16 protein-coding genes are annotated in these 20,891 nt (G+C 70.2%); 8 read left to right on the forward strand and 8 right to left on the reverse strand.

Translation table 11 applies throughout. From position 1 onward, the window contains the following. Positions 1 to 14: 14 nt before the first annotated feature. The gene (locus tag AVR91_RS40405) at positions 15 to 932 is read left to right on the forward strand and encodes an EamA family transporter (RefSeq protein WP_063274036.1); all 918 of its coding nucleotides are present in this window, start codon (positions 15 to 17) and stop codon (positions 930 to 932) included. Here AVR91_RS40405 and AVR91_RS40410 read toward each other — a convergent pair. The 3 genes from AVR91_RS40410 to AVR91_RS40420 all read right to left on the reverse strand — a co-directional run bounded on the left by AVR91_RS40410 (position 889) and on the right by AVR91_RS40420 (position 9,668). Continuing rightward, the gene (locus AVR91_RS40410) at positions 889 to 7,182 is read right to left on the reverse strand and encodes an SDR family NAD(P)-dependent oxidoreductase (protein WP_063274037.1); all 6,294 of its coding nucleotides are present in this window, start codon (positions 7,180 to 7,182) and stop codon (positions 889 to 891) included. The two genes, AVR91_RS40405 and AVR91_RS40410, sit on opposite strands and share 44 nt — an antisense overlap. Positions 7,183 to 7,264: 82 nt before the next feature. Next, on the reverse strand, positions 7,265 to 8,086 hold the full coding sequence (locus tag AVR91_RS40415; protein ID WP_394329983.1) for a poly(ethylene terephthalate) hydrolase family protein: 822 nt from the start codon (positions 8,084 to 8,086) through the stop codon (positions 7,265 to 7,267). 364 nt (positions 8,087 to 8,450) lie between these two features. Then, the gene (locus AVR91_RS40420; RefSeq protein ID WP_063274039.1) at positions 8,451 to 9,668 is read right to left on the reverse strand and encodes a cytochrome P450; all 1,218 of its coding nucleotides are present in this window, start codon (positions 9,666 to 9,668) and stop codon (positions 8,451 to 8,453) included. 133 nt (positions 9,669 to 9,801) lie between these two features. On the opposite strand from AVR91_RS40420, the gene AVR91_RS40425 reads away from it, so the two are divergent. After that, complete coding sequence (locus AVR91_RS40425; protein ID WP_063274040.1) at positions 9,802 to 10,734, forward strand: ATP-binding cassette domain-containing protein; 933 nt, start codon at positions 9,802 to 9,804, stop codon at positions 10,732 to 10,734. After that, on the forward strand, positions 10,731 to 11,474 hold the full coding sequence (locus tag AVR91_RS40430; protein ID WP_063274041.1) for an ABC transporter permease: 744 nt from the start codon (positions 10,731 to 10,733) through the stop codon (positions 11,472 to 11,474). The genes AVR91_RS40425 and AVR91_RS40430 overlap by 4 nt, the downstream gene beginning before the upstream one ends. On the opposite strand, the gene AVR91_RS40435 is transcribed toward AVR91_RS40430, so the two are convergent. The 3 genes from AVR91_RS40435 to AVR91_RS40445 all read right to left on the reverse strand — a co-directional run bounded on the left by AVR91_RS40435 (position 11,458) and on the right by AVR91_RS40445 (position 16,056). Next, positions 11,458 to 14,583, reverse strand: a complete 3,126-nt coding sequence (locus AVR91_RS40435; protein ID WP_063274042.1) for a BTAD domain-containing putative transcriptional regulator — start codon at positions 14,581 to 14,583, stop codon at positions 11,458 to 11,460. The two genes, AVR91_RS40430 and AVR91_RS40435, sit on opposite strands and share 17 nt — an antisense overlap. A 32-nt stretch (positions 14,584 to 14,615) precedes the next feature. Continuing rightward, the gene (locus AVR91_RS40440; RefSeq protein WP_063274043.1) at positions 14,616 to 15,167 is read right to left on the reverse strand and encodes a YbhB/YbcL family Raf kinase inhibitor-like protein; all 552 of its coding nucleotides are present in this window, start codon (positions 15,165 to 15,167) and stop codon (positions 14,616 to 14,618) included. A 214-nt stretch (positions 15,168 to 15,381) separates the two neighbouring features. After that, complete coding sequence (locus AVR91_RS40445; RefSeq protein ID WP_063274044.1) at positions 15,382 to 16,056, reverse strand: GbsR/MarR family transcriptional regulator; 675 nt, start codon at positions 16,054 to 16,056, stop codon at positions 15,382 to 15,384. A 120-nt stretch (positions 16,057 to 16,176) separates the two neighbouring features. Between AVR91_RS40445 and AVR91_RS40450 the strand changes: the two genes are divergently transcribed. Then, positions 16,177 to 16,992, forward strand: a complete 816-nt coding sequence (locus tag AVR91_RS40450) for an oxidoreductase (protein ID WP_063274045.1) — start codon at positions 16,177 to 16,179, stop codon at positions 16,990 to 16,992. A 1-nt stretch (position 16,993) separates the two neighbouring features. Here AVR91_RS40450 and AVR91_RS40455 read toward each other — a convergent pair whose 3' ends face one another. Beyond that, the gene (locus tag AVR91_RS40455) at positions 16,994 to 17,236 is read right to left on the reverse strand and encodes a hypothetical protein (protein WP_228709472.1); all 243 of its coding nucleotides are present in this window, start codon (positions 17,234 to 17,236) and stop codon (positions 16,994 to 16,996) included. A 41-nt stretch (positions 17,237 to 17,277) separates the two neighbouring features. Further along, the gene (locus AVR91_RS40460) at positions 17,278 to 17,895 is read right to left on the reverse strand and encodes a TetR/AcrR family transcriptional regulator (protein WP_063274046.1); all 618 of its coding nucleotides are present in this window, start codon (positions 17,893 to 17,895) and stop codon (positions 17,278 to 17,280) included. Between the two features lie 67 nt (positions 17,896 to 17,962). Between AVR91_RS40460 and AVR91_RS40465 the strand changes: the two genes are divergently transcribed. From AVR91_RS40465 to AVR91_RS40480, 4 genes are all read left to right on the forward strand, one after another. After that, a complete protein-coding gene (locus tag AVR91_RS40465) occupies positions 17,963 to 18,592 on the forward strand; it encodes an MSMEG_1061 family FMN-dependent PPOX-type flavoprotein (RefSeq protein ID WP_063274047.1) in 630 nt (209 codons plus the stop codon). 13 nt (positions 18,593 to 18,605) lie between these two features. Further along, entirely contained in the window at positions 18,606 to 19,493 is an 888-nt protein-coding gene (locus AVR91_RS40470; RefSeq protein WP_063274057.1) for a PDR/VanB family oxidoreductase, read from the forward strand. Between the two features lie 10 nt (positions 19,494 to 19,503). Beyond that, positions 19,504 to 20,460, forward strand: a complete 957-nt coding sequence (locus tag AVR91_RS40475) for an alpha/beta hydrolase (RefSeq protein WP_063274048.1) — start codon at positions 19,504 to 19,506, stop codon at positions 20,458 to 20,460. Positions 20,461 to 20,544: 84 nt separating this feature from the next. Next, positions 20,545 to 20,841: a DUF1540 domain-containing protein gene (locus tag AVR91_RS40480; RefSeq protein ID WP_016331847.1), complete on the forward strand. Its 297-nt coding sequence runs from the start codon at positions 20,545 to 20,547 to the stop codon at positions 20,839 to 20,841. Positions 20,842 to 20,891 lie beyond the last annotated feature (50 nt).

Raw genomic sequence — 20,891 nt, forward strand, 5'->3', positions numbered from 1 at the left:
AGTGAGGAGACATCATGGCGATCATCGCCGAGCGGCCCGTCGTCCCGGCGGAACCGGCGGCCGCGAAACCGACGCTGCGTGACGCCGCGCTGGCCGCGCTGGCCCCGGCCAGCTGGGGCACCGTCTACGTCGTCACCGCGACCCTGTTGCCCCCGGACCGGCCGTTGCTGGCCGCCGCGCTGCGGGCGCTCCCGGCCGGGCTGCTCCTGCTGGTCTTGACCCGGCGGCTTCCGCACGGGTCGTGGTGGTGGAAGACGACGGTGCTCGGAATGCTCAACTTCGGCGCCTTCCTGCCGTTGATCTTCTTCGCCGCGTACCGCCTTCCCGGCGGGGTCGCCGCGACCCTCGGCGCCCTGCAACCCCTGCTGGTGGCGCTGCTCGCGCTCCCGATGCTCCGGGTCCGGACCCCGGCGCCGATCCTGCTCGCCGCGACCGCCGGCGCCGGTGGGGTCGCGCTGCTGACCCTCACTTCGGAAGCCCGGCTCGACCCGCTCGGACTGGCCGCCATGCTCGTCGCCGTCGGGCTGATGGCCGTTTCCCTGATCCTGACCAAGAAATGGGGCCGCCCCGGACATCCGCTGGCGATGACCGGCTGGCAGCTGACCCTCGGCGGCATCGTCCTCGCTCCGGCGACGCTGCTGTTCGAAGGCCTGCCGAGCTCGCTGACGACGGCGAACGTGATCGGCTACGGCTACATCGGCATCGTCACCACCGCGCTGGCCTATCCGCTGTGGTTCCGCGGCATCGACCGGCTCGCCCCGGCGTCGGTCTCCCTGCTGACGCTGACCAACCCCCTGGTCGCCACCGCCGCGGGATTCCTGGTGCTCGGCCAGACCCTCACCGGCTGGCAGCTCACCGGATTCGCCGTCGCGCTCACCGCGTTGACGCTCAGCCAGACTCTCGCCCGGCCCGGGCGCGCAGGTGCCCGGTGAGCTCGGTGACGGTCGGATGGTCGAACAGCACACGTGCGGGGAGTTCGACGCCGGTCAGCTCCCGGAGCCGCGTACGCAGGTCGATGACGGCCAGGGAATCGAGCCCGAGCTCGGTGAACGGCTTGTCGACGGGGATCGTGCCCGGATCGTGGTGGCCGAGGACCTCGGCGAGTTCCACCCGCAGCAGATCGCGCAGCTCCCGCTCCGTGGGCTGATCCGGCCAGTGCCGGCCGGGTGACGGCGGCGCGGGTCTCGCCGCGGGACGGCCGAGCCCGTCGGCGATCGGGGGCAGGCCGGCGGCGGTGGGGTCGAGCCGGGCGGCGATCAGGACCGGTTCGGGGTGCCCGAGCGCCGCGTCGAACAGGGCCATGCCTTCCTCGACGGTCAGCGCGGCCACCCCGGAGGTGTGGATGCGATGCCGCGCCGCTTCGGGGATCTGCGAGCCGAGGCCGATCTCCAGATCCCAGAGACCCCAAGCGATCGACGTCGCGGGAAGCCCTTCCGCCTGCCGTCGTACGGCCAACGCGTCGAGGTAGCGGTTCGCCGCCGCGTAGTTCGCCTGTCCCGCGTTGCCGAAAGTGCCGGCCAGCGAGGAAAAAAGCACGAAGGCCGACAGGGGGAGATGCCGGGTGGCCTCGTGCAGGATCGCCGCGGCGTCGGCCTTCGGGCGGAAGACGGTGTCGATCCCGCCGGTCGTCTGTGCGGTGAAGGCGGCATCGGCGACGACGGCGGCGGAGTGCACCACGGCGGTCAGCGGCGGATCGCAGGAGCCGACCAGTCGCCGGACGAAGGCCGGATCGGCGATGTCGCCGTCGACGATCCGCACGTTTGCGGGCAGCTCGCGGAGCTCGTCCGCGCCGGGCGCGGACGGGCCGCGGCGGCTGGCCAGCAGCAGATGCCGGACCCCGTGCGCGGACACGAGGTGCCGGGCCAGCGCCGCGCCGAGCGCGCCGGTGCCGCCGGTGATCAGCACCGTCCCGGCCGGGTCGATCGGGCGGCCGGACGCGGGCGCGGTGCGGGCGATCCGCAGCGCGTGCGGTACGCCGTCGCGGATCGACAACTGGGGTTCGGGGTTGCCGCCGACGAGTTCGCGCACCTTCTCCACCGGGAGATCGGTGTCGACCACCGTGACCAGGCCGCGGTACTCGGTCGACGCGGCGGCAACAAGCCCGAAGAGGGCGGCCGACGCGGGATCGGCCGCGTCGCGGGTGACGACGACGGTGCGTTCCCCGCGCGGGAGAGTGTTCTGCAGTGCGGTGAGCGCGCTCCGGACGTCTTCGGTCTCGATGATCCGGACGTCGTCGGCGCTTGTGGCCGGGACGGGGATCCATTTCGGCGCGTAGAGCATCGTGCTCCCGGCGGGCAGCGGCCGGGTGAGCAGCGATTCCACGACCGCGACGGGTGTTCCGGCCGGGTCGAAGAGTTCCACGCGGACTTCGCCGGGGCCGGACCGTACACAGTGGACTCGTGCCCGGCGCGCGACGGGGGCGAGCACGTGGACGCCGCTCCAGAGGAACGGCACGCGCGCTTCGTCGCCGGGTGCCCCGGCCAGCGCGAGGGTGTGCACCGCCGCGTCGAGCAGCACGGGATGCAGCGCGAACCGGCCGTCGACGTCTTCGGCGAGTGCGATGTCGGCGAACAGTTCGTCGCCGTCCTGCCACAGCCCGGTCACCGCGCGGAAGGCGGGACCGTAGTCGAGGGCCGCGTAAGCCCGGTCCAGGTCGACCGGTTCGGTGGCGGGAGGCGGCCACTCGCCCTTCCAAGGCTGTGCGAAGACCTCGGCGGTCCCCAGACGGCCGGTGGCGTGCCGTGTCCAGACGTCGGAATCCTTGGCGTAGATGTCGATCCGGGGTCCGTCCACGACCACTTGGAGCGCGACGTCTTCGGACCGGCCGAGCCGCAGCGGCGCCTCGATCGTCAGCTCGGCCACGTTCGCTCCGCCGGCGTGGACGGCGAGCTCGACGAAAGCGCTGGCCGGGAACAACGTCGCGCCGCCGACGACGTGGTCGGCGAGCCAGCCGTGCGTGCGGACGCCCGCCGAGCCGCCGTGCACGACCCTCGGCGAGTCGGGGGCGACGAGCGCCGGGCCGAGCATCGCATGGCCGTCGTGGCTCCGGCGTGGTTGCGGATCGAGCCAGAAACGCTCGCGCTGGAAGGGATACGTCGGCAGGGTGACCCGGCGGGCGCCGCTGCCGTCGAAGACCGATCGCCACGACACGGGCACGCCGGCGGTGTGCAGTTCGCCCACCGCATCGAGGACGCTTCGGCCCGTGTCCATAGTGGACACGGTGGGTAGTACCGCTCCGGCGGCCCTGCTCAGCACGGCGGACGGGCCGATCTCCAGGCAAATGGCGGTTTCAGCCGCGACGACGGTGTCCAGCGCGTCGGCGAACCGGACCGTCTCCCTGGCGTGCCGCACCCAGTATTCCGGGTCGACCCCGGTGATCGCGCGGCCGGTCAGGCCGGAGATCACGGTGATCTCCGGTGCGCGGTAGGTCAGCCCGGCGGCGACCTCACGGAACTCGGCGAGCATCGGATCGATCAGCGGCGAATGGAACGCGTGGCTCACGCGCAGGCGCGTGGAACCCGGCCACTGGGCCGCGATCGCTTCGGTCACGCTCGCGGCTCCGGACAGGACAAGGGATCGAGGGCCGTTGACGGCGGCGATCGCCACCTGGTCGGCGAATTCCCCGACCAGCGGCGCGACTTCGGCCTCGGCCGCCCTGACCGCGACCATGACGCCGCCCGGCGGCAAGGCGGCCATCAGCCGGCCGCGCGCGGCCACCAGGGCACCGGCGTCCTCGAGGGAGAGGACACCGGCCACGTGCGCGGCGGCGATCTCGCCGATCGAGTGCCCGGCGACGGCACCGGGCCGGAGACCCCAGGATTCCAGCAGCCGGTACAGGGCGACTTCGTGGGCGAACAACGCGGCTTGCGCGTGATCCGTCCGGTCGAGCAGTTCCCCGCCCTCGAACGCGACTTCACGGACTCCGCCGCCGAGCGCCTCGCACGCCGCGTCGAACGCCGTGCGGAACACCGGGAATCGCTCCGACAGTTCCTTGCCCATTCCCGCGCGCTGCGCGCCCTGCCCACTGAACAGGAACGCCGCGGCCGCCGGTCCGCGCACGGTCCGGCCACGGCGTTCGCCCGTGGCGAGTGCGCGCAGCGCGGCGAGATCACCGGACGGGACCAGCGCGCGATGCTCCAGCGCCGAGCGGGTGGCGAGGGTGAACGCGACGTCGTCCTCGTCCCGGCCGCCCACGGTCGCCAGCAACCGGGAAGCGGCGGCTCGCAGCGCGCCGTCCCCGGCGGCGCTCAACAACCACGGCGCTCCGAGAGGTGCCGGACCTTCGTCCTCGTCCGACGGCGGCGCTTCCGAGACGAGAACGTGCGCGTTGGTGCCGCCGATCCCGAACGCGGAAACCCCGGCGTGCCGAGGCTTCGGTCCGGCCCGCCATTCCCGGCCTTCGGCGAGCAGACGCACGTCGCCCGCGGACCAGTCGACGCGAGGGCTCGGATCGTCGGCGTACAGCGACGGCGGCAACTGCCCGTGCCGCAAGGCTTCCACCATCTTGATCACCCCGGCGACGCCCGCCGCGGCCTGGGTGTGCCCGATGTTGGCCTTCACGGAGCCGAGCCACAGTGGCCGGTCACGTTCACCACCGTAGGCGGCGATGAGGGCCTCCGCCTCGATCGGATCGCCGATCGGGGTGGCCGTTCCGTGTCCCTCCACCGCGTCGACGTCGGCCGCGGCGAGACCGGCGTCGGCCAGCGCGGACGCGATCACCGCGCGCTGGGCCCGTCCGCTCGGCGCGGTCAGCCCGTTCGACGCCCCGTCGGAGTTGACGGCGGAACCACTGAGCAGGGCCAGCACCGGATGCCCGTTCCGGCGGGCGTCCGACAACCGCTCCAGGAGCACGACGCCCGCGCCCTCGGCCCAGGCCGTGCCGTCGGCGCCCGCCGCGTAGGAGCGGCATCGGCCGTCCGGGGAGAGGCCGCGCTGGCGGCTGAATTCGAGGAACGTGCGCGGGGACGACATCACCGTGGAGCCACCGGCCACGGCGAGCGAACACTCCCCGGCACGCAGCGCTCGTACGGCCCAGTGCAGTGCCACCAGGGAAGAGGAGCAGGCGGTGTCGACCGTGACCGCCGGGCCGTTCAGCCCGAAGGTGTAGGAGATCCGGCCGGACGCCAGCGCGTGCGAGGACCCGATGCCCAGCCGCCCCTCCATCCGATGCCCTTCGAACCGGCTGGCGTAGTCCTCGTGCATCACGCCGACGAACACCCCGGTGTCGCTGCCGCGCAGCGTGGCGGTGTCGAGACCGGCGCGTTCGAACAGCTCCCACGAGGTCTCCAGCAACAGCCGCTGCTGAGGGTCGGTCGACAGCGCCTCGCGCGGCGACATGCCGAACAGGGCGGGGTCGAAATCCATGGCGTCGTACACGAATCCACCTCGGCGGGTGGTGGAACCGCCGAGCCTGCCGGGGTCCGGGTCGTACCGGACGGAGTGCTCCCAGCCCCGGTCGGTGGGAAAGTCGCCGGTCGCGTCGACGCCACCGGCCACCAGGTTCCACAGCTCCTCGGGCGAGGTCACGCCGCCGGGGAACCGGCACGCGGTCGCGACGACGGCGATCGGTTCGTCGTCGCGAACGGGGACGGTTCTTTTCGTGGTGGGTCTGTTTGCCCCGGACAGCAGCCGTTCGAGCTCGCCGATGACCGCGGCCGGGGTCGGGAAGTCGTAGACGAGCGCCTGGGGGAGGGCCAAACCGGTCGCCTCGGCCAGCCGGTGCCGCAACTGCACGCCGCCCACCGACGTCAGGCCCAGTTCGGCGAAGGGACGTTCGCGCCACCGCTCGTCGATGTCGCACAGTTCGGCTATCGCCTCGCGCACCAGCGTTTCCACCTCGGGCGACGGAACGCGCAAGTCCTTTCGCAGCGCTTTCCCCGACGGCGTCCGGGGAAGGCGCTCGACGAGGTGGAAGGCGACCGGAACCTTGTACGCGGAGAGCCGGCGGCGGCACAAGGCGCGCACCGCGTCGAGATCCGGCTCGGCGGAGACGAGGAACGCCACCGGGACCGCGCCGAGGACCTCGTCGGGTCTTCCTGTCACCAGAACGTCTTCGACACCGGGGAGTTCGGCGATGACCGCCTCGATCTCCGTCGGATGCACGTTCTGGCCGCCGCAGACGATGACGTCGTCGGCGCGGCCTTCGAGGATGAGCCGCCCCTCGGCGAGGGTGCCCACGTCACCGGTCCGGTACCAGCCGTCCGGCCCCGCGACTCCCGGGGCCACGCCGGGACCGCGCACCTCGATCTGCTCGCCTACGACGCGGACCTCCATCCCCGGCACCGGCGTCAAATGCTCTTCGCCGGGGAGCTGGACGGCGATCTTTCCGCCGGTTTCCGTGCTGCCGTAGCCGTCGAGCACCTCGACGCCGAACAATTCCCGCACGGCGGCGCGGGTCGGCGGGGTGCACGGCGAACCTCCGGACAGGCACAGCCGTGGCGCGGGGAGAACGCCGCGGACCTCCTGGCGCAGGTTCAGAAAGGTCGCCGGGACACCGGCGAGGACCGCGCCGGGGTACGCCGTGAGTGCTCCGCGCAGATCGCGATCGACGATCCTCGTGTGCGTGCCCAACGCGATCGTCCCGGCGAAGGCCAGCGACAACGCGTACGCGTGGTGCAGTGGAAGCGGCCATAGAACGGTGTCTTCGCCGGAGATTCCGTACAGCGGGCCGTAGCAGGCCGCCGACGACCAGAGGATCGCGCGCTGTGTCATCAGCACGCCCTTGGGACGGCCGGTCGTGCCGGAGGTGTAGAGCAGCCAAGCGGGTTCGTCGAGGCCGAGGTCGTCGCGCGGTTCGCCCAGCGGGGGCGACGGCTCGTCCTCGACGAACACCACTCGTAACCGGAGCTTTCGCGCGAGCTCCGCGTGCCTGGCTTCCGTGATCAGCAGAACGGCGCCGGAATCCTCCGCGACGCGGGCGAGTTCGGCCGCCGTCGAGCGCGTGCTCACCGGAACACCGACCCCGCCCGCCCGCAGGACCGCCAGACCGTACTCGGCGAATTCGACGCGCCCGCCGACGTGGATCAGCACCCGTTCGCCGCGGGCGATCCCGAGCCCCGCCGCCAACCGGCCGCTCGACTCCAGCAGTTCCCCGAAGGTGAGGGTCCGGTGCTCGTCGGTGAACGCCGGCCGATCGGACGGCCGGTCGCGTAACAGGGTCACCAACGGGCGGATCTCGGTCATCCTTCGAAGGTATAGGCGCGCGGGTCCGCGCGGCGACGTGCTTTCCTTCCCGATCGTGCACTTTCCGCCGACGGATCGCGCATCAGGCGGCCATTTCGTTCCGCTCGGTCGCGGACCAGCCTTCGTCGTCCTGGTCGAGGCCGGAAACGGTGCCGTAGAAGACACTTCCGGCGTTCTGGTCACCGGCGAGGTGGTACTGCAACCATGCGGTGATGGCGCCGATGACCCGGTCGCGGGTCTCGCCCTGGAGGAAGTGGGTGGCGCCCTTCAGCTGGCCGTATACGGCGGGAACCTGGTCGCAGGCGAGGAAACGGCTGCGCACGTAGAAGGCGGGCACGACGACATCGGCCTGCCCGGACACGAAGAAGGCGGGTCCGTGCAGCTTGTTCACGTTGCCCTGCGGGCCGGGCATGATCGGCAGCGTGGTCTTGACAAGCGGGTCGGCGCCGGCCGCGATCGCTCCGCCTCCGCCCTGCGAATGCCCGGCGGCGGCGATCTTCCCGGTGGCGATGCGGCCATGGAAGACGCTGCCCGGCCGGGAATTCTCCGCGATCAGATACCGGGCGCCCGCCAGCATCTCCTCACCGGACCCCGACTGGCCGGTGTTCGCGGCCGCGACGACGTAACCCCAGCTCGCGAGGTGGGTGAACAGCTGCTCGTACTGGTCGACGGTGGCGTTCGTGCCGTTGCCCCAGATCAGCACCGGATGCCCGGTGCCGTCCGCCGGGTAGTAGAGGGTGTGCGCCGGACCGCCCGGCGCCTTGACCGCCTTGTGCGGCCCCGCTTTCTCGTAGACGCGCGGACTGGTCGGGGCGGCGACGGCGGGCGCGGCGACGGCGGTCTGCGGGACCACCGCCGCCGACACGGCCAGCGCCGCCACGGTCAGCAGTGCCCTGCGGCTCAAGGAACGCATTGTGTTCTCCGAAGGTTTCGAGGAGTGATCTCGTGATCATTCCAAGCGGAGAGCCGGTTTCTTCCTGGAAGTTCCCCAGAATCGCGGGCGGGCGGATTGTGAACGGTGACAAGCGGTGGAGCGGAATTGATACGGATACTTATTGAACTCGCGAGAGGCTCGCTAGTCTGTGAAGGCCTCCTTGCCTACCCTCAAGGTAGGGAAGGAGGCCTTCACGGATTACGCGATCGCCACCCGTGTCGCCAGGGCGGTACCGGGCCCGGCCACAGCCGACGTTGTGAAAGCCACTTTCGCAACCTTCAACGTTGCGAAAGTGGCTTTCGCAACCCCCTCGGTGATGACCGCTCACGAGCCGCTATTCCGTCCAAGTGACCGGAAGCTCGTGCACGCCGTAGATGTTCATGTCGGTCTTCAGCTTGACCTCCTCGGCCGGAACGGCGAGGGCGAGCGTCGGGAAGCGGCGCAGCAAGCCCTCGAAACCCGCGCGCATCTCGATCCGCGCCAGCTGCTGGCCGAGGCACTGGTGGATGCCGTGCCCGAAGGACAGCAGACCGCGGGCGTTGCGGTGCAGGTCCAAGACGTCGGGATTCTCGAACCGCCGCGGGTCACGGTTGGCGGCCAGCAGCGAGATGATGACGGTCGACCCCGCCGGGATGGTTTCGCCGCCGAGCTCCAGGTCCTCCGTGGCGTACCGGAAGAAGATGTCGGCGACGGACAGGTAGCGAAGCAGTTCTTCGACGGCGCCGGGGAGCAACTCCGCGTCGGCCCGCAGTTCGGCCAGCTGCTCAGGGTGCTCCAGAAGCGCGAAGGTGCCCAGCGCCAGCATGTTCGCGGTGGTCTCGTGTCCCGCGAACAGCAACAGGAACGCGGCGCCCGCCAGCTCCTCGATGGTGAGGTCTTCGTGGCGGCCGAGGTCGGACAGGATGTCGTCCTCGGGCGTTTCGCGTTTGCGGGTGACCAGTTCGGTGAGGAACGTGTTCATCCCGATGAACGCGGCCATCTTCTCCTCCAGCGTCTGGTCCCTGACCATGAGCTGCGCGGAATTGGCCTGGAAGCTCTCCCGGTCCTCGTAGGGGACGCCGAGCAGTTCGCAGATCACCATCGACGGCACCGGCAGCGCGAACTCCTCGACCAGGTCGATCGGCGGAGTCAGGTTCGCCATCGCGTCCAGCTGCCGCTCGGTGACCTCGATGATGTGCTCCTCGAGCTGCTTCATCCGCTTCACGGTGAAGGCGCCGGTGAGCCGCTTCCGCAGCCGGCCGTGGTCCGGCGGATCCATGGCGACGAACATGCCCGGCGTCGGCGGGGACGGTTCGGTCTGGACGGGGATCCCCGGCGTCTCGTACGGCATGTGCAGGATGCCGATGTCCTGGCGCGAGCTGAAGCGGGTGTCGGCCATCATCTGCCGGACCTCGTCGTAGCCGGTGACGAGCCAGCCCTCGTGACCGTCGGGGAAGATCATGGGACTCACCGGGCGGGCCTCGCGCAGCCGGGTGATCTCGCGGGGCGGGTCGAAGGGCCCCGCGTCGCGCTCCATCGGGAGGCCCTGCGGGACGGGAACCGTCTGAGTCATCGCTTCGCCTTTCGTGGTGGTTGTGACGGCCACTCTCCCCACGAGGCCTGACATCCGGCTGACACGGCGCTGACACCACCCGTGTCAGCGGCGTGGCGGGGCCGTGTCAGCGCGGCCGCACAGAGTGGTGCCCATGAACGACACAGCGATCGCGGTCTCCGGACTGCGCAAGACCTTCGGCGACAAGGTCGTGCTCGACGGTATAGACCTCGAAGTCCAGGCGGGCACCATCTTCTCCCTGCTCGGCCCGAACGGGGCGGGGAAGACCACGACGGTGAACCTGCTGACCACCCTGATGAAGGCCGACGGCGGGACCGCGAAGGTCGCGGGCCACGACCTGGTGACCGAGGCCAAGGCGGTGCGGGCGGCGATCGGCGTCACCGGCCAGTTCGCGGCGGTCGACGAACTGCTGACCGGCCAGGAGAACCTCCAGCTGATGGTGGACCTGAGCCGCGGCACCGCGGGCAAGAACGTCGTGTCCGAGCTGCTGGAACGCTTCGACCTGGTGGAATCGGCACGCAAGCCGGCGTCGACCTACTCCGGCGGCATGCGCCGGAAGCTGGATCTGGCGATGACGCTCGTCGGCGATCCGCGGATCATCTTCCTCGACGAGCCCACCACGGGCCTGGACCCGCGCAGCCGCCGCACGATGTGGTCGATCATCCGCGAGCTGGTGGCCGGCGGCGTGACCGTCTTCCTCACCACCCAGTACCTCGAAGAAGCCGATCAGCTCGCCGACCGGATCGCCGTCCTCGACCAGGGCCGCCTGGTCGCACAGGGCACGCCCGCCGAGCTCAAGCGCCGGATGCCCGGCACGCACGTCCGGCTCCGCTTCACCACCGTCGCCGAACTCGACGCGGCGGCGCGGATCTTCCCCGGAGCCGCCCGCGACGACGACGAGCTCGCCCTGCGGATCCCCAGCGACGCCGGGACGAAATCCCTGCGCTCGCTGCTCGACCGGCTCGACGAGTACTCCATCGCCGCCGAAGAGTTCTCCGTCCACACCCCTGATCTCGATGACGTTTTCCTCGCCCTGACCGGCCACGACACGGAGGCAGCCCGATGAACTCCCCCTCGACGGTGATGTTGCGCCGTAACGTCAAACACCTCGTCCGCAACCCGACCTCGGTGTTCAACGCGATCCTGATGCCGGTCGTGATGATGCTGATGTTCGTCTACGTCTTCGGGGACGCGTTCAGCGTCGGCGTCGACTACATCGACTACGCGACACCGGGGTTGATGCTGCTGGCTGTCTGCTACGGCCTCGGGGCCACCGCCACCGCGGTGAACTCCGACATGACCAAGGGCATCATCAACCGGTTCAAGGTCATGGACGTCTCCCGCGGCGCGGTGCTGACCGGGCACGTCATCGCCAGTGTGCTGACCAACCTGGTCGCCATCGCGGCGCTCACCGGGGTGGCCTTCCTGCTCGGCTTCTCCCCGGCGGCCGGTTTCCTCGACTGGCTGGGCGTGGCCGGCATCGTCGTCCTGCTCGGTTTCGCGGCGGCCTGGCTCACGGTCGCGCTGGGGCTGGCGGCGAAATCCCCGGAAACCGCGGGGATGGCCTCGGTGCCGTTGGTCATGCTGCCGTTCTTCAGCAGCGCGATCGTGCCCGCCGAGAAGATGGGCCCGGGGCTCCGGGAGTTCGCGGAGTACCAGCCGTTCACGCCGATCATCGAGACGCTGCGCGGGCTTCTCGACGGGGCGCCCGCCGCGGGCGACGTGCTCCCCGCCCTCGGCTGGTGTGCCGGGATCGCCCTCGCCGGATACCTGTGGGCGTCCTCGACCTTCAAGAAGCGAGCGTGACCTCGGCCAGCTGTTTCCAGTCCGTCACAGCGCCTTCTCGCGCCGCCTCCGCGAACTTCGCTTCGCCGAGGCGGCGCAGCACTGTGGTCTCGATGCGGGTGACGTCCGGACGGGACCGGTCCGGCAGCCCGCGCAGTTCGTCCGCCGCCCCGAGCAGCCGCCCGGCCTGCTCGGGATCGTCCCGGCGCAGGGCCAGATCCGCGATCCCGACGAGCACGTGGGCGATCAAGGGCTGGTACTGCACCTCACGCGCCGCCTGATAGGCCGATTCCCGGTGTGCGCGAGACCGGTCGAGATCGTCGGTGAAGTAGCCGCGAAGGTCGTGGGTGACGGCGCGGACGTGTCCCAATCCCGCTTCGTCGCCCATCACGGTCGTCGCGAAGTCGAGCTGCTTCGCCGCTTCCTCGGTTTCGCCACGCCAGTGGAGGAGTTCCGCCTGCGAGAGGGCGAACATGCCCAGGGCGCCCGGCCAGGTGACCCGCTCGGCGCGCCGTTCCGCGTCGGCCGCGGCGGCCGCGCTGGCCTCCTCGTCGCCCATCAGCCAGAACAGCTGTGCCTGTCGCGACCGCAGCCGGATCAGGTCCTCGACGGAGCCGACCTCGGTCACCACCGTGACCGCCTGTTCGTAGTACTCGCACGCGGTGGCGAACTCGCCGCGCGTGGCGATCCGGTCCGCCAGTTCGGTCAGGGCGAACGAGATCCCGAACCGTTCGCCGATGGCCCGGAACTCGGCGAGCGCCCCCGCGAGGTACTCGTCCGCCTCCCGGCCGGGGTGGCCGAGCGAGGCCCGCATCTTGCCGAGGTGCAGCCTGCCCAGCGCGCGGACCCAAGGGTTTTCGTCCGACAGCACCGGTTCCCACGCGGACAGCGCCTCGTCCCCGGCCAGCATGCGTTCCAGCGGGACGACGAGGCCCAGCAGCGGATGCTTCTTCTCGGTGCGCATGCCCAGCCGGTAGGACTCGTGGATCCACTTCGCCGCGGTGTGTTCGTCGGCGAAACCGGAGCTCACGAAGAGCGAGACGAGCCCGTACACGACGGCCGCGATTTCTTCCGGCACCTCGCCCGGCGTCTTGACGGCCGCGTTGACCAGCTCCATGCCTTCCGTGCGGTGCCCGCTGAGCCACCAATACCAGCCACAGGCCGCCGCGAGCCGCATGGCTTCCGGTGCTTCGCCCGCCGTGAGGGCGCCGCGCATCGCGGCGGTGATGTTGTCGTGCTCGGCGTTGAGCTTGGCGAGCCACTCCAGCTGCTCGGCCTGGCGGAGCATCGGCTCGGCGGCTTCGGCGAGATCGGTGAAATACGCGAGATGCGCGTGGCGCGCCAGCAACGTCCCGTCCGCTTCGGCGAGCCGTTGCGCGGCGTACTCCTTGATGGTGCCGAGCATCCGGTAACGCGGTGCTTCGTCACCCGCGGAGACCAGCAGCGACTTCTCGGTCAGCGTGGTGAGCAGTTCGAGGACCTCGTACTCCTCCACGGCTTCGCTCACGCAGACGCGCTCGGCCGCTTCCAGGCTCGCCCCGCCCGAGAACACCGAGAGACGGCACAGGACCGTCCGTTCCGCGTCGGACAGCAGCTCCCAGCTCCAATCGACCATGGCGCGCAACGTCCGGTGGCGGGGCAGCGCGGTCCGGCTGCCGCCGGTGAGCAGGCGGAACCGGTCGTCGAGGCGGTTCGCGAGCTGCTCGATCGACATCGTGCGGAGCCTGGCCGCGGCCAGTTCGATCGCCAGCGGCATCCCGTCCAGGATCCGGCACACGCGCGCCATCGTGGCCAGCGTGGTCTTGTCGGCCACGAAATCCTTGCGCACCGCGCTCGCCCGGTCACGCAGCAACCGGACGGCGGGGGAGGATTCGATCTCGCCGGGGCTCGCGTGCCGGTCCGGGACGGCCAGCGGCACGACGTGCCACAACGTCTCGCCGGTGATGCCGAGCGGCTCCCGGCTCGTCGCCAGTATCCGGAGACGACGGCATTCCCCGAGCACCCGATGGGCGAAGGCCGCGGCCGCCTCGATCACGTGCTCGCAGTTGTCCAGGATCAGCAGGACTTCCCGCTCGCGGATCGCGGCGACGACCCGCTCGACGGGTTCGGCGTTCGAAGAGTCACCGAGCAGTGCGTCCCGGAGGCCCAGTGCCGCGAGCGTCGCTTGGGCGACGTCATCATCGGGGCCGATGGCCGCGAGCTCCACCAGCCACGCGCCGTCCGGCAGGTCGCCGAGCACGGTTCGCGCGGCTTCCGTGGCCAGCCGGGTCTTTCCCGAACCACCGGGCCCGATCAGGGTGATGAGCCGGTGCTCGGCGACGAGCTCGCGGACCTTGGCGACGTCGTCGTCCTTGCCGACGTAGCTGGTCAGCTCGGCGCGCACGTTGGTCTTGCGGTTCTCCTCACGCCGTCCCAGCTCACCGCGCAGCAGCTGGACGTGCACCGCGGACAGCTCCGGCGACGGATCGACGCCGAGCGCGTCGGCCAGGGCTTCCCGCGTGCGCTGGTACACGAGCAGCGCTTCGGTGTCGCGGCCGGTCGCCGCGAGGGCCCGCATCAGCGCGGCGACGAGCCGCTCGCGCAGCGGGTGCGCGGCCACCAGATCGGTCAGCTCGGTGACCAGGTTCGCGCCGTGGCCGAGGTCGAGTTCCGCGTCGAAGCGGTCCTCCAACGCGGTCAGGCGGAGCCCTTCGAGCCGGGTGACGGCGGCGTCGAACGCGCCGCTGTCCTGCAGGCCGACGTCCTGCATGGCCGCCCCGCGCCACAGGTCGAGCGCCTCGCGCAGCCGCCTCGGCCCGTCGTCGCCGCGGGCCTGCTCGATGAGCCGCTCGAACCGCACGGCGTCGACGGCTTCGGGCGCCACCTTCAGGCGGTAGCCGTCGGTCTGTCCATCGACGACGCCGTCCGGAAGCACCTTCCGCAGCCGGGAAACCAAGCGCTGCAAGGCGTTCGTCGCGTCGGCCGGGGGCTGCTCACCCCAGATCCAGTCGATGAGCGACGCTTTCGGGACCACCCGGCCCGGCTCGAGCGCGAGGGCGATCAACAGCCCGCGCAGCCGCGCGCCCGGCACGTCGGCGAGCCCGCCGTCGTCCGTGTGCACCTCGAAGGGCCCCAGCATCCCGATCCGCATTGGGCCGATTTTGCCACGGGTGACCAGGGGACTTACGACTCGCCGGTGATCCTCGCCGAACCGATCGAAGCCGCCGTGATCGCCCTGGCGGCGGCCTGGGTCGACGAACCGGAGTTAAGGCCGGTGAGTGAAGCCCGGTCGAGGGCGTGCACGACGAACTCGTAGGTGTTCACGGTCGAGGGCGAGCACGGGCCCTGGTAGCCGTAGAGGCTGGCGCTGCCGCGGTAGTAGACCTGCCTGGAGCCGGCGGGCACCGGCGGCCGGTAGACGTGCCGGACGTTCTGGGGGAGCGAGGCCGTGGACGCCGGGATGTCGTAGATGACCCAGTGGATGAGGTTGGCGTTGTCGAGGTCGCGCATGACGATCGCGTAGCTCTTCGCCGCGGCGGGAGCACCCGACCACGCCAGCGGCGGCGACTCGTTCTTCTTGGCCGGATCGTTCCCGCCGCCGCTGGTGCACTCGTGCACCTTGGGCATGAGGCCGCCGTCGGCGAACGCGGTACTGGACAGGGTGAACGCGGTTTGCTCCGCCGACGCCGGTGCGGAAAGGCAGGCGGCGCCGAGGGCGAACAGGGCGCAGAACACGATTCTCGTTGCTCTCACTGGAGCCTCCCGAGGCCGTTTGTGGTTCTCGTGCGCGGAATTCAGCGTAGGGAGCCCGGAAAGCGGCGGCTAGCGCACTTTTCCGGCCGAACGAGGTGTTTTCCCCGGGCTCGGGCGCGTCTCATCCGTGATCGAACGGCGAACTCGCGTGATCAGAGGCGGAACTCGCGTGATTGAACGGCGAACTCACCGGAATTCAAGCGGGGCCGGTCCGCCGCCAGTGTTCGGCCGCCTCGCCCATGTCCTCGCGCAGATGCCGGAAGAACCGGCTGGTGGCGTCCAGCCGGGCGCCTGCCGGGCCGTCGAGCAGGGCGGCACCTCGGCGGGTGACCTCCGCCCATTGGGTCATCGCTTCGAGACTCGTCTGCCAGGCGCGGTAGCCGAAGTCGTCGTCGACGACGTATCGCTGCCGCCTGCCTTCACGCTCGCGGGTGATCAGGCCGCGTTGTTCGAGCCAGCCGACGGCCTTGGACACCGACGCGGGACTGACCTCCAGCCTGGCGACCAGGTCGGCGGCGGTACCGCCACCGGTGTCCGCGGTGAACAGGCACGCTAGGACCCTGGCCATCATCGCCGGGACGCCGGTCGCGGCCATCGTCTCGGCGAATTCGGTTTCGAAATCGCGCAGCGTTTCCGGAGGCCGCGGGGTGCCGGGCGGCGCACTGGGTTTGCGGCGGCGCGCCCGCCATCGCGTCGCCTGCTGCGCCTGATCCGCCCGGTAGCCGTGGGCGCCGCCATTGCGCGCCACTTCCCGGATCACGGTCGACTTGGGGCGTTCCATCCGGCGGGCGATTTCCGCGTAGGCGAGCCCCGCCGACAGGCCCGCGGCGATCTGCCCGCGCTCGTCGCGGGTCAGGCGGTTTCCGGGCATCCGTCCTCCGGTGCATTCAGCTGCATGGTCATTGCATCGATTCCAAGTTATGTGTTGCAGGAGCCGGAAAAACGAGCCTACCGTTTCGTCGTAACCGAAAAACTCAGAAGGGTGTCCGAAATGACGGCCAAGGTATGCCTGGTCACCGGTGCTTCGTCGGGGATCGGCCACGCCACCGCGCTGGACCTCCTGCGCGCCGGGCACATCGTCTACGGCGCCGCGAGGCGCGTGGAGAAGATGGACGACCTGCGCGAGGCGGGTGGCCAGGTGCTGAAGATGGACGCCAGGAACGAGGACGATCTCCGTCAGGCGGTCGGCACCGTTCTCGAAGAACGGCAACGGATCGACGTCCTGGTCAACAACGCGGGGACCGTGCTGCACGGCGCCGTCGAGGACGTGCCACTCGACAGCGCGCGTGACCAGCTCGAAGTCAATCTGCTCGCGCCGGCGAGGCTCGTGCAGCTCGTCTTGCCTGCCATGCGGGCTCAGCGATCCGGCACGATCGTCAACGTCTCGTCGATCGGCGGCGAGATCGCCTTGCCGTTCGGCGCTTGGTACTACGCGTCGAAGCACGCGTTCGAAGCCTTTTCCGACACGCTTCGGATGGAGGTCGGGCCCTTCGGTATCGACGTCGTCATCATCCAGCCGGGCATCATCAAAACCGAATTCGAGGCCCAGACCTCCGCTCAGCTGCGGGAGAATTCCGGCCGCGGGGCGTACCGGGAAATGGCGGAAGCCATGGCGCGGCACGGGGAAACCGGGCTCGGCGACGGCTCCGACCCGTCCGTGGTCGTGGACGCCATCCGCTCCGCCATCGAGGCAGAGAAGCCGGAGACGCGATACGCCGTCGGTCACCTCGCCGAGCAGCTCCTGGAGCTCAACAGGACCCTGCCGGATCGCGAGTTCGACCAGCTGGCCATGCGCGCGACGAAGTAGCTCAACCGCTCGGTTGTTTCTCGACGACCCTCCGGCGGCGACTGCGCGCGACACCGATCCACAGCAGGACGGTGACGACGGCGCCCGGCGCCGCGGTCAGGTACACCGGCCACGCGCGGAAGCCGGACAACCACAGCATCGTGACCAGGCCGAAGGTGATCAGTGTCCAGATCAGCGCGAGTGCGCCGCCTCGCCGCCGCCACCGGGCGGTGAGGCCGCGCACGCTGTCCCCGAGTTGGCTCACACCGGTGGATACCCGCTCATCGCCTGGTCAACCTCCGGAAATCAGGCGCGGAGGTAGCCGGTGATCATCGCCACGAGCTCGTTCTCGAGCCGCGTGACGTCGATGGAGCCGGGCGCGGCGATGAGCTGGTGCACGGTCAGCTCCACGGTCGACGCGACGAGCCGGGCCGCGGTCTCCTTGTCCTCCACGCGAACCTCGGGATGGCCGTGGAGCAGTTCCCGCAGATCGCCGATCATCTCCCATTCCAGCCGGGTGATCCGTTCCAGCAGCTCGCCGGAGCGAGGCGCCTGCTCGATCATGATCTGCAGCAGCCGCGGATCGTCGAGATGGTTCTCGATCACCGTGTGCACGAAATCCCGGATCACCGTTTCGAGCGGTTCCGGCGACTCCTTGTGGCGGCGCAACGTCTCGGTCGCCCGGTCGCCGTCGAGGTGGCGGGTCAGCAACTCGGCCAGGATCGCGTCCTTGTTCGGGTAGTACTGATACAGCGAACCGATCGAGATCCGGGCCCGTTCGGCGATGCGGTTCGTCGTCCCCGCGGCGTACCCGTACTCGGCGAAAACGTGAGCAGCCGCGGTGAGGATGCGCTGCCTGGTGAGCTCGGCCCGGACCTGGCGAGGCTGTTTACGTGGCTGAAGCCGTCGTTGTTCCGACGTCATGACACTCCCGGTTAAGCGGCGCGAAAGCGAGTAGCGAGCGGAATGAACAATTGCTCATAATTGTGCCATGACCAGCACAGAGACGCGTCCGCGCCGACTTTCGCCCGAGGAGGTCCGTGCTCGGCTGGGGGAGCCGGAGGCCATGATCAAGGCCAAGGTCCACGACCGGATCGACCGGCACGGGCACCGGTTCATCGCCCATGCCCCGTTCGTGGCGATGGCGACGTCGGACGCGACGGGCCTGCCCGACTGCTCACCGCGCGGCGACTACCCCGGCTTCGTGAAGGTGCTCGACGAGCGCACCCTGGCGATCCCCGACCGGCCGGGCAACAAACTCGCCGACTCCTTCCGCAATCTCGCGGAGAACGACGGCATCGGCCTGATGTTCGTGGTCCCCGGCATGCGGGAGGTGTTCCGGGTCAACGGTCGCGCCTATCCCACCGACGAGCCGGACGTGCTCGCCAGGATGCGGACCGAAGGCAAACCGGCGGTTCTGGCGATCATCGTCGACGTGGAGGAGACGTTCTTCCACTGCGGCCGCGCGCTGATCCGGTCCCGGCTCTGGGATCCCGCGAGCCAGGCGCTGGCGGACGAATTGCCGTCCGTCGGCGAGATCGCCGCCGAGCAGATGGCTCCCGGCGTCGACCCCGCGGCGCTGCAGACCATGCTCGAAACCGGCTACCGGCAGTTGTACTGAGGTGATCCCGTTGATGCAGAAGACCGTTCTCGACCGCGTGGAACCGGTCGCCGAGGGTGTCGTCTCGCTCGTGCTGCGCGGTGCCGACGGCCCCTTGGCGCCCTGGGAGCCGGGCGCGCATGTCGATCTGTCCCTGCCGAACTGGCTGACCCGGCAGTATTCCCTGTGCGGGGACCCGGCCGATCGCGGCACTTACCGCGTCGCCGTCCGGTTCGACCGGCTGAGCCGGGGCGGTTCGGAGTATGTCCACCTGTTCCTGCGCGCGGGCCGGACCCTCGATGTCTCGTTGCCACGCAACAACTTCCCGTTGCTGTCCGCCCCGGAGTACCTGTTCGTCGCGGGCGGGATCGGCATCACGCCCATCCTGCCGATGCTCGCGACGGCGGGTGACTCGGCCAGGTTGGTGTACGTGGGCCGGTCCGAAGCGACCATGCCGTTCGCCGCCGAACTCAAGGCGGAATACGGCGACAGGGTGCGTCTGCACGCGGGCGGCAGGCCGGACTTCGCCGCGCTGGCGGCCGAACTCGGCCCGGACGCGCTGGTCTACTGCTGCGGCCCCGCGTCGATGCTCGACGCGGCCGAGGCGGCGTTCCCCGCGCACCGTCTGCACCTCGAACGCTTTCGGCCGGTGGTCAAGGAATTCGCACCCGACGTGCCGTTCGAGGCGCACTGCGTCCGCTCGGGCCGGACGGTGCCGGTCGCCGCGGGGGAGTCGCTGCTGGACGCCTTGAACCACGCGGGATTCCGGATCCCGTCCGGGTGCCGTGAAGGCGTTTGCGGCAGCTGCGAGATCGGCGTCGTCGGCGGGGAACCGGAGCACCGCGACGACATCGGGGCACCGGACGGACGAATGTACTGCTGTGTCTCACGTGCGTCTTCGCGGCTGGACGTCGACCTCTAGGCTCACACGGATGGTGGAACCCGCATACGATCCCGAACTCGCCGCCGTCCTGCCCGCGCTGAAGGGGAACGTGCCGGTCGGTATGACGGCGGATCAACTGGAGCGGTACCGGGCATCGCCGTTCCCGACGATCGAAGAACAGATCGGCGACCGCCCGGTCACCTGGACCGATCACACGATCCCCGGATACGGCGGCGCGGAGATCACCGTTTCGGTCATCGCGCGCCGGGATCATCGCGGCGGCGGGCCGGGGATCTACCACGTGCACGGCGGCGGAATGGTGATGGGCGACCGGTTCGCGTCGGTGGGGCCGCTCGTCGAATGGGCGATGAAATACGACGCCGTCGCGGTCACCGTCGAATTCCGCCGCGCGCCCGAACACCCGGATCCGGTGCCGGTGGAAGACTGCTACGCCGGCCTGGAGTGGATGGCCGCGCACGCGGACGAGCTGGGCTTCGACCCGGGCAAGCTGGTCATCTTCGGCGGTAGCGGCGGAGGCGGCCTCGCCGCCGGTGTCACGCTGCTGGCGCGCGATCGCGGCGGGCCGGCGCTGTGCGGGCAGCTGCTCCAGTGCCCGATGATCGACGACCGGAACGACACCGGGTCCGCGCGCCGGTACGACGGCGTCGGCGTTTGGGACCGGACCAGCAACCTGACGGCGTGGACGATGGTCCTCGGCGACCGGCGAGGCGGCCCCGACGTCTCACCGTATGCCGCCCCGGCCCGCGCGACGGATCTCGGCGGGCTGCCGCCGACGTTCATCGACGTCGCCGCGGTCGAGGTGTTCCGCGACGAGGCCGTGGCGTACGCGAGCGCGATCTGGGCGGCCGGGGGAGAGGCGGAATTGCACGTGTGGGGCGGCGCTTTCCACGGCTTCTACGATCTGGCACCGGAAACGGCCGTCGCCCGATCGTGTCTCGCCGCCCGCGATTCCTGGCTGGACCGGCTGCTCGCCGGACGTGAATGAATTTCCCCGAATTGCCGCCGCACCGGGCCGGTGTAACCCTGGTCATACCGAACGACACCACCACCACGAAGTACAGGAGTCGTTATGACCACCACCGAAATGCCCGCCGTCCACGAATGCACGGTCAGCGGATGCTCGTACAACCACGACGGCTGTCACGCTTTCGCCATCACGGTGGGCGGCGGCAATGGATCGGCCGATTGCGGAACGTTCGTCCCGCTCAATACCAAGGGCGGGCTCGACCGGGTGACCGCGCAGGTGGGAGCCTGCTCCCGCTCCGACTGCCGCCACAATTCCGCGCTGGAATGCACCGCTTCGAGTGTCCGGGTGGGACCGGGCGAGGGTGACCACGCCGCCAACTGCCTGACCTACGCGCCTTAGTCGTTTTGCGCGTGAAGGCCCCCTTCCCTCGGCTCAGCCGAGGGAAGGGG

The sequence above is a fragment of the Amycolatopsis keratiniphila subsp. keratiniphila genome, from assembly GCF_001620365.2.
Taxonomy (GTDB): Bacteria; Actinomycetota; Actinomycetes; order Mycobacteriales; family Pseudonocardiaceae; genus Amycolatopsis; species Amycolatopsis keratiniphila.

Bases quoted from the DNA above. Each gene is read 5' to 3' on its own strand.
- AVR91_RS40445 (WP_063274044.1), bottom strand. From the start codon at position 16,056: ATGCCCGGAAACCGCCTGACCCGCGACGAGCGCGGGCAGATCGCCGCG.
- AVR91_RS40425 (WP_063274040.1), top strand. From the start codon at position 9,802: ATGAACGACACAGCGATCGCGGTCTCCGGACTGCGCAAGACCTTCGGC.
- AVR91_RS40405 (WP_063274036.1), top strand. From the start codon at position 15: ATGGCGATCATCGCCGAGCGGCCCGTCGTCCCGGCGGAACCGGCGGCC.
- AVR91_RS40410 (WP_063274037.1), bottom strand. From the start codon at position 7,182: ATGACCGAGATCCGCCCGTTGGTGACCCTGTTACGCGACCGGCCGTCC.
- AVR91_RS40430 (WP_063274041.1), top strand. From the start codon at position 10,731: ATGAACTCCCCCTCGACGGTGATGTTGCGCCGTAACGTCAAACACCTC.
- AVR91_RS40435 (WP_063274042.1), bottom strand. From the start codon at position 14,583: ATGCGGATCGGGATGCTGGGGCCCTTCGAGGTGCACACGGACGACGGC.
- AVR91_RS40420 (WP_063274039.1), bottom strand. From the start codon at position 9,668: ATGACTCAGACGGTTCCCGTCCCGCAGGGCCTCCCGATGGAGCGCGAC.
- AVR91_RS40450 (WP_063274045.1), top strand. From the start codon at position 16,177: ATGACGGCCAAGGTATGCCTGGTCACCGGTGCTTCGTCGGGGATCGGC.
- AVR91_RS40475 (WP_063274048.1), top strand. From the start codon at position 19,504: ATGGTGGAACCCGCATACGATCCCGAACTCGCCGCCGTCCTGCCCGCG.
- AVR91_RS40480 (WP_016331847.1), top strand. From the start codon at position 20,545: ATGACCACCACCGAAATGCCCGCCGTCCACGAATGCACGGTCAGCGGA.
- AVR91_RS40470 (WP_063274057.1), top strand. From the start codon at position 18,606: ATGCAGAAGACCGTTCTCGACCGCGTGGAACCGGTCGCCGAGGGTGTC.
- AVR91_RS40460 (WP_063274046.1), bottom strand. From the start codon at position 17,895: ATGACGTCGGAACAACGACGGCTTCAGCCACGTAAACAGCCTCGCCAG.
- AVR91_RS40465 (WP_063274047.1), top strand. From the start codon at position 17,963: ATGACCAGCACAGAGACGCGTCCGCGCCGACTTTCGCCCGAGGAGGTC.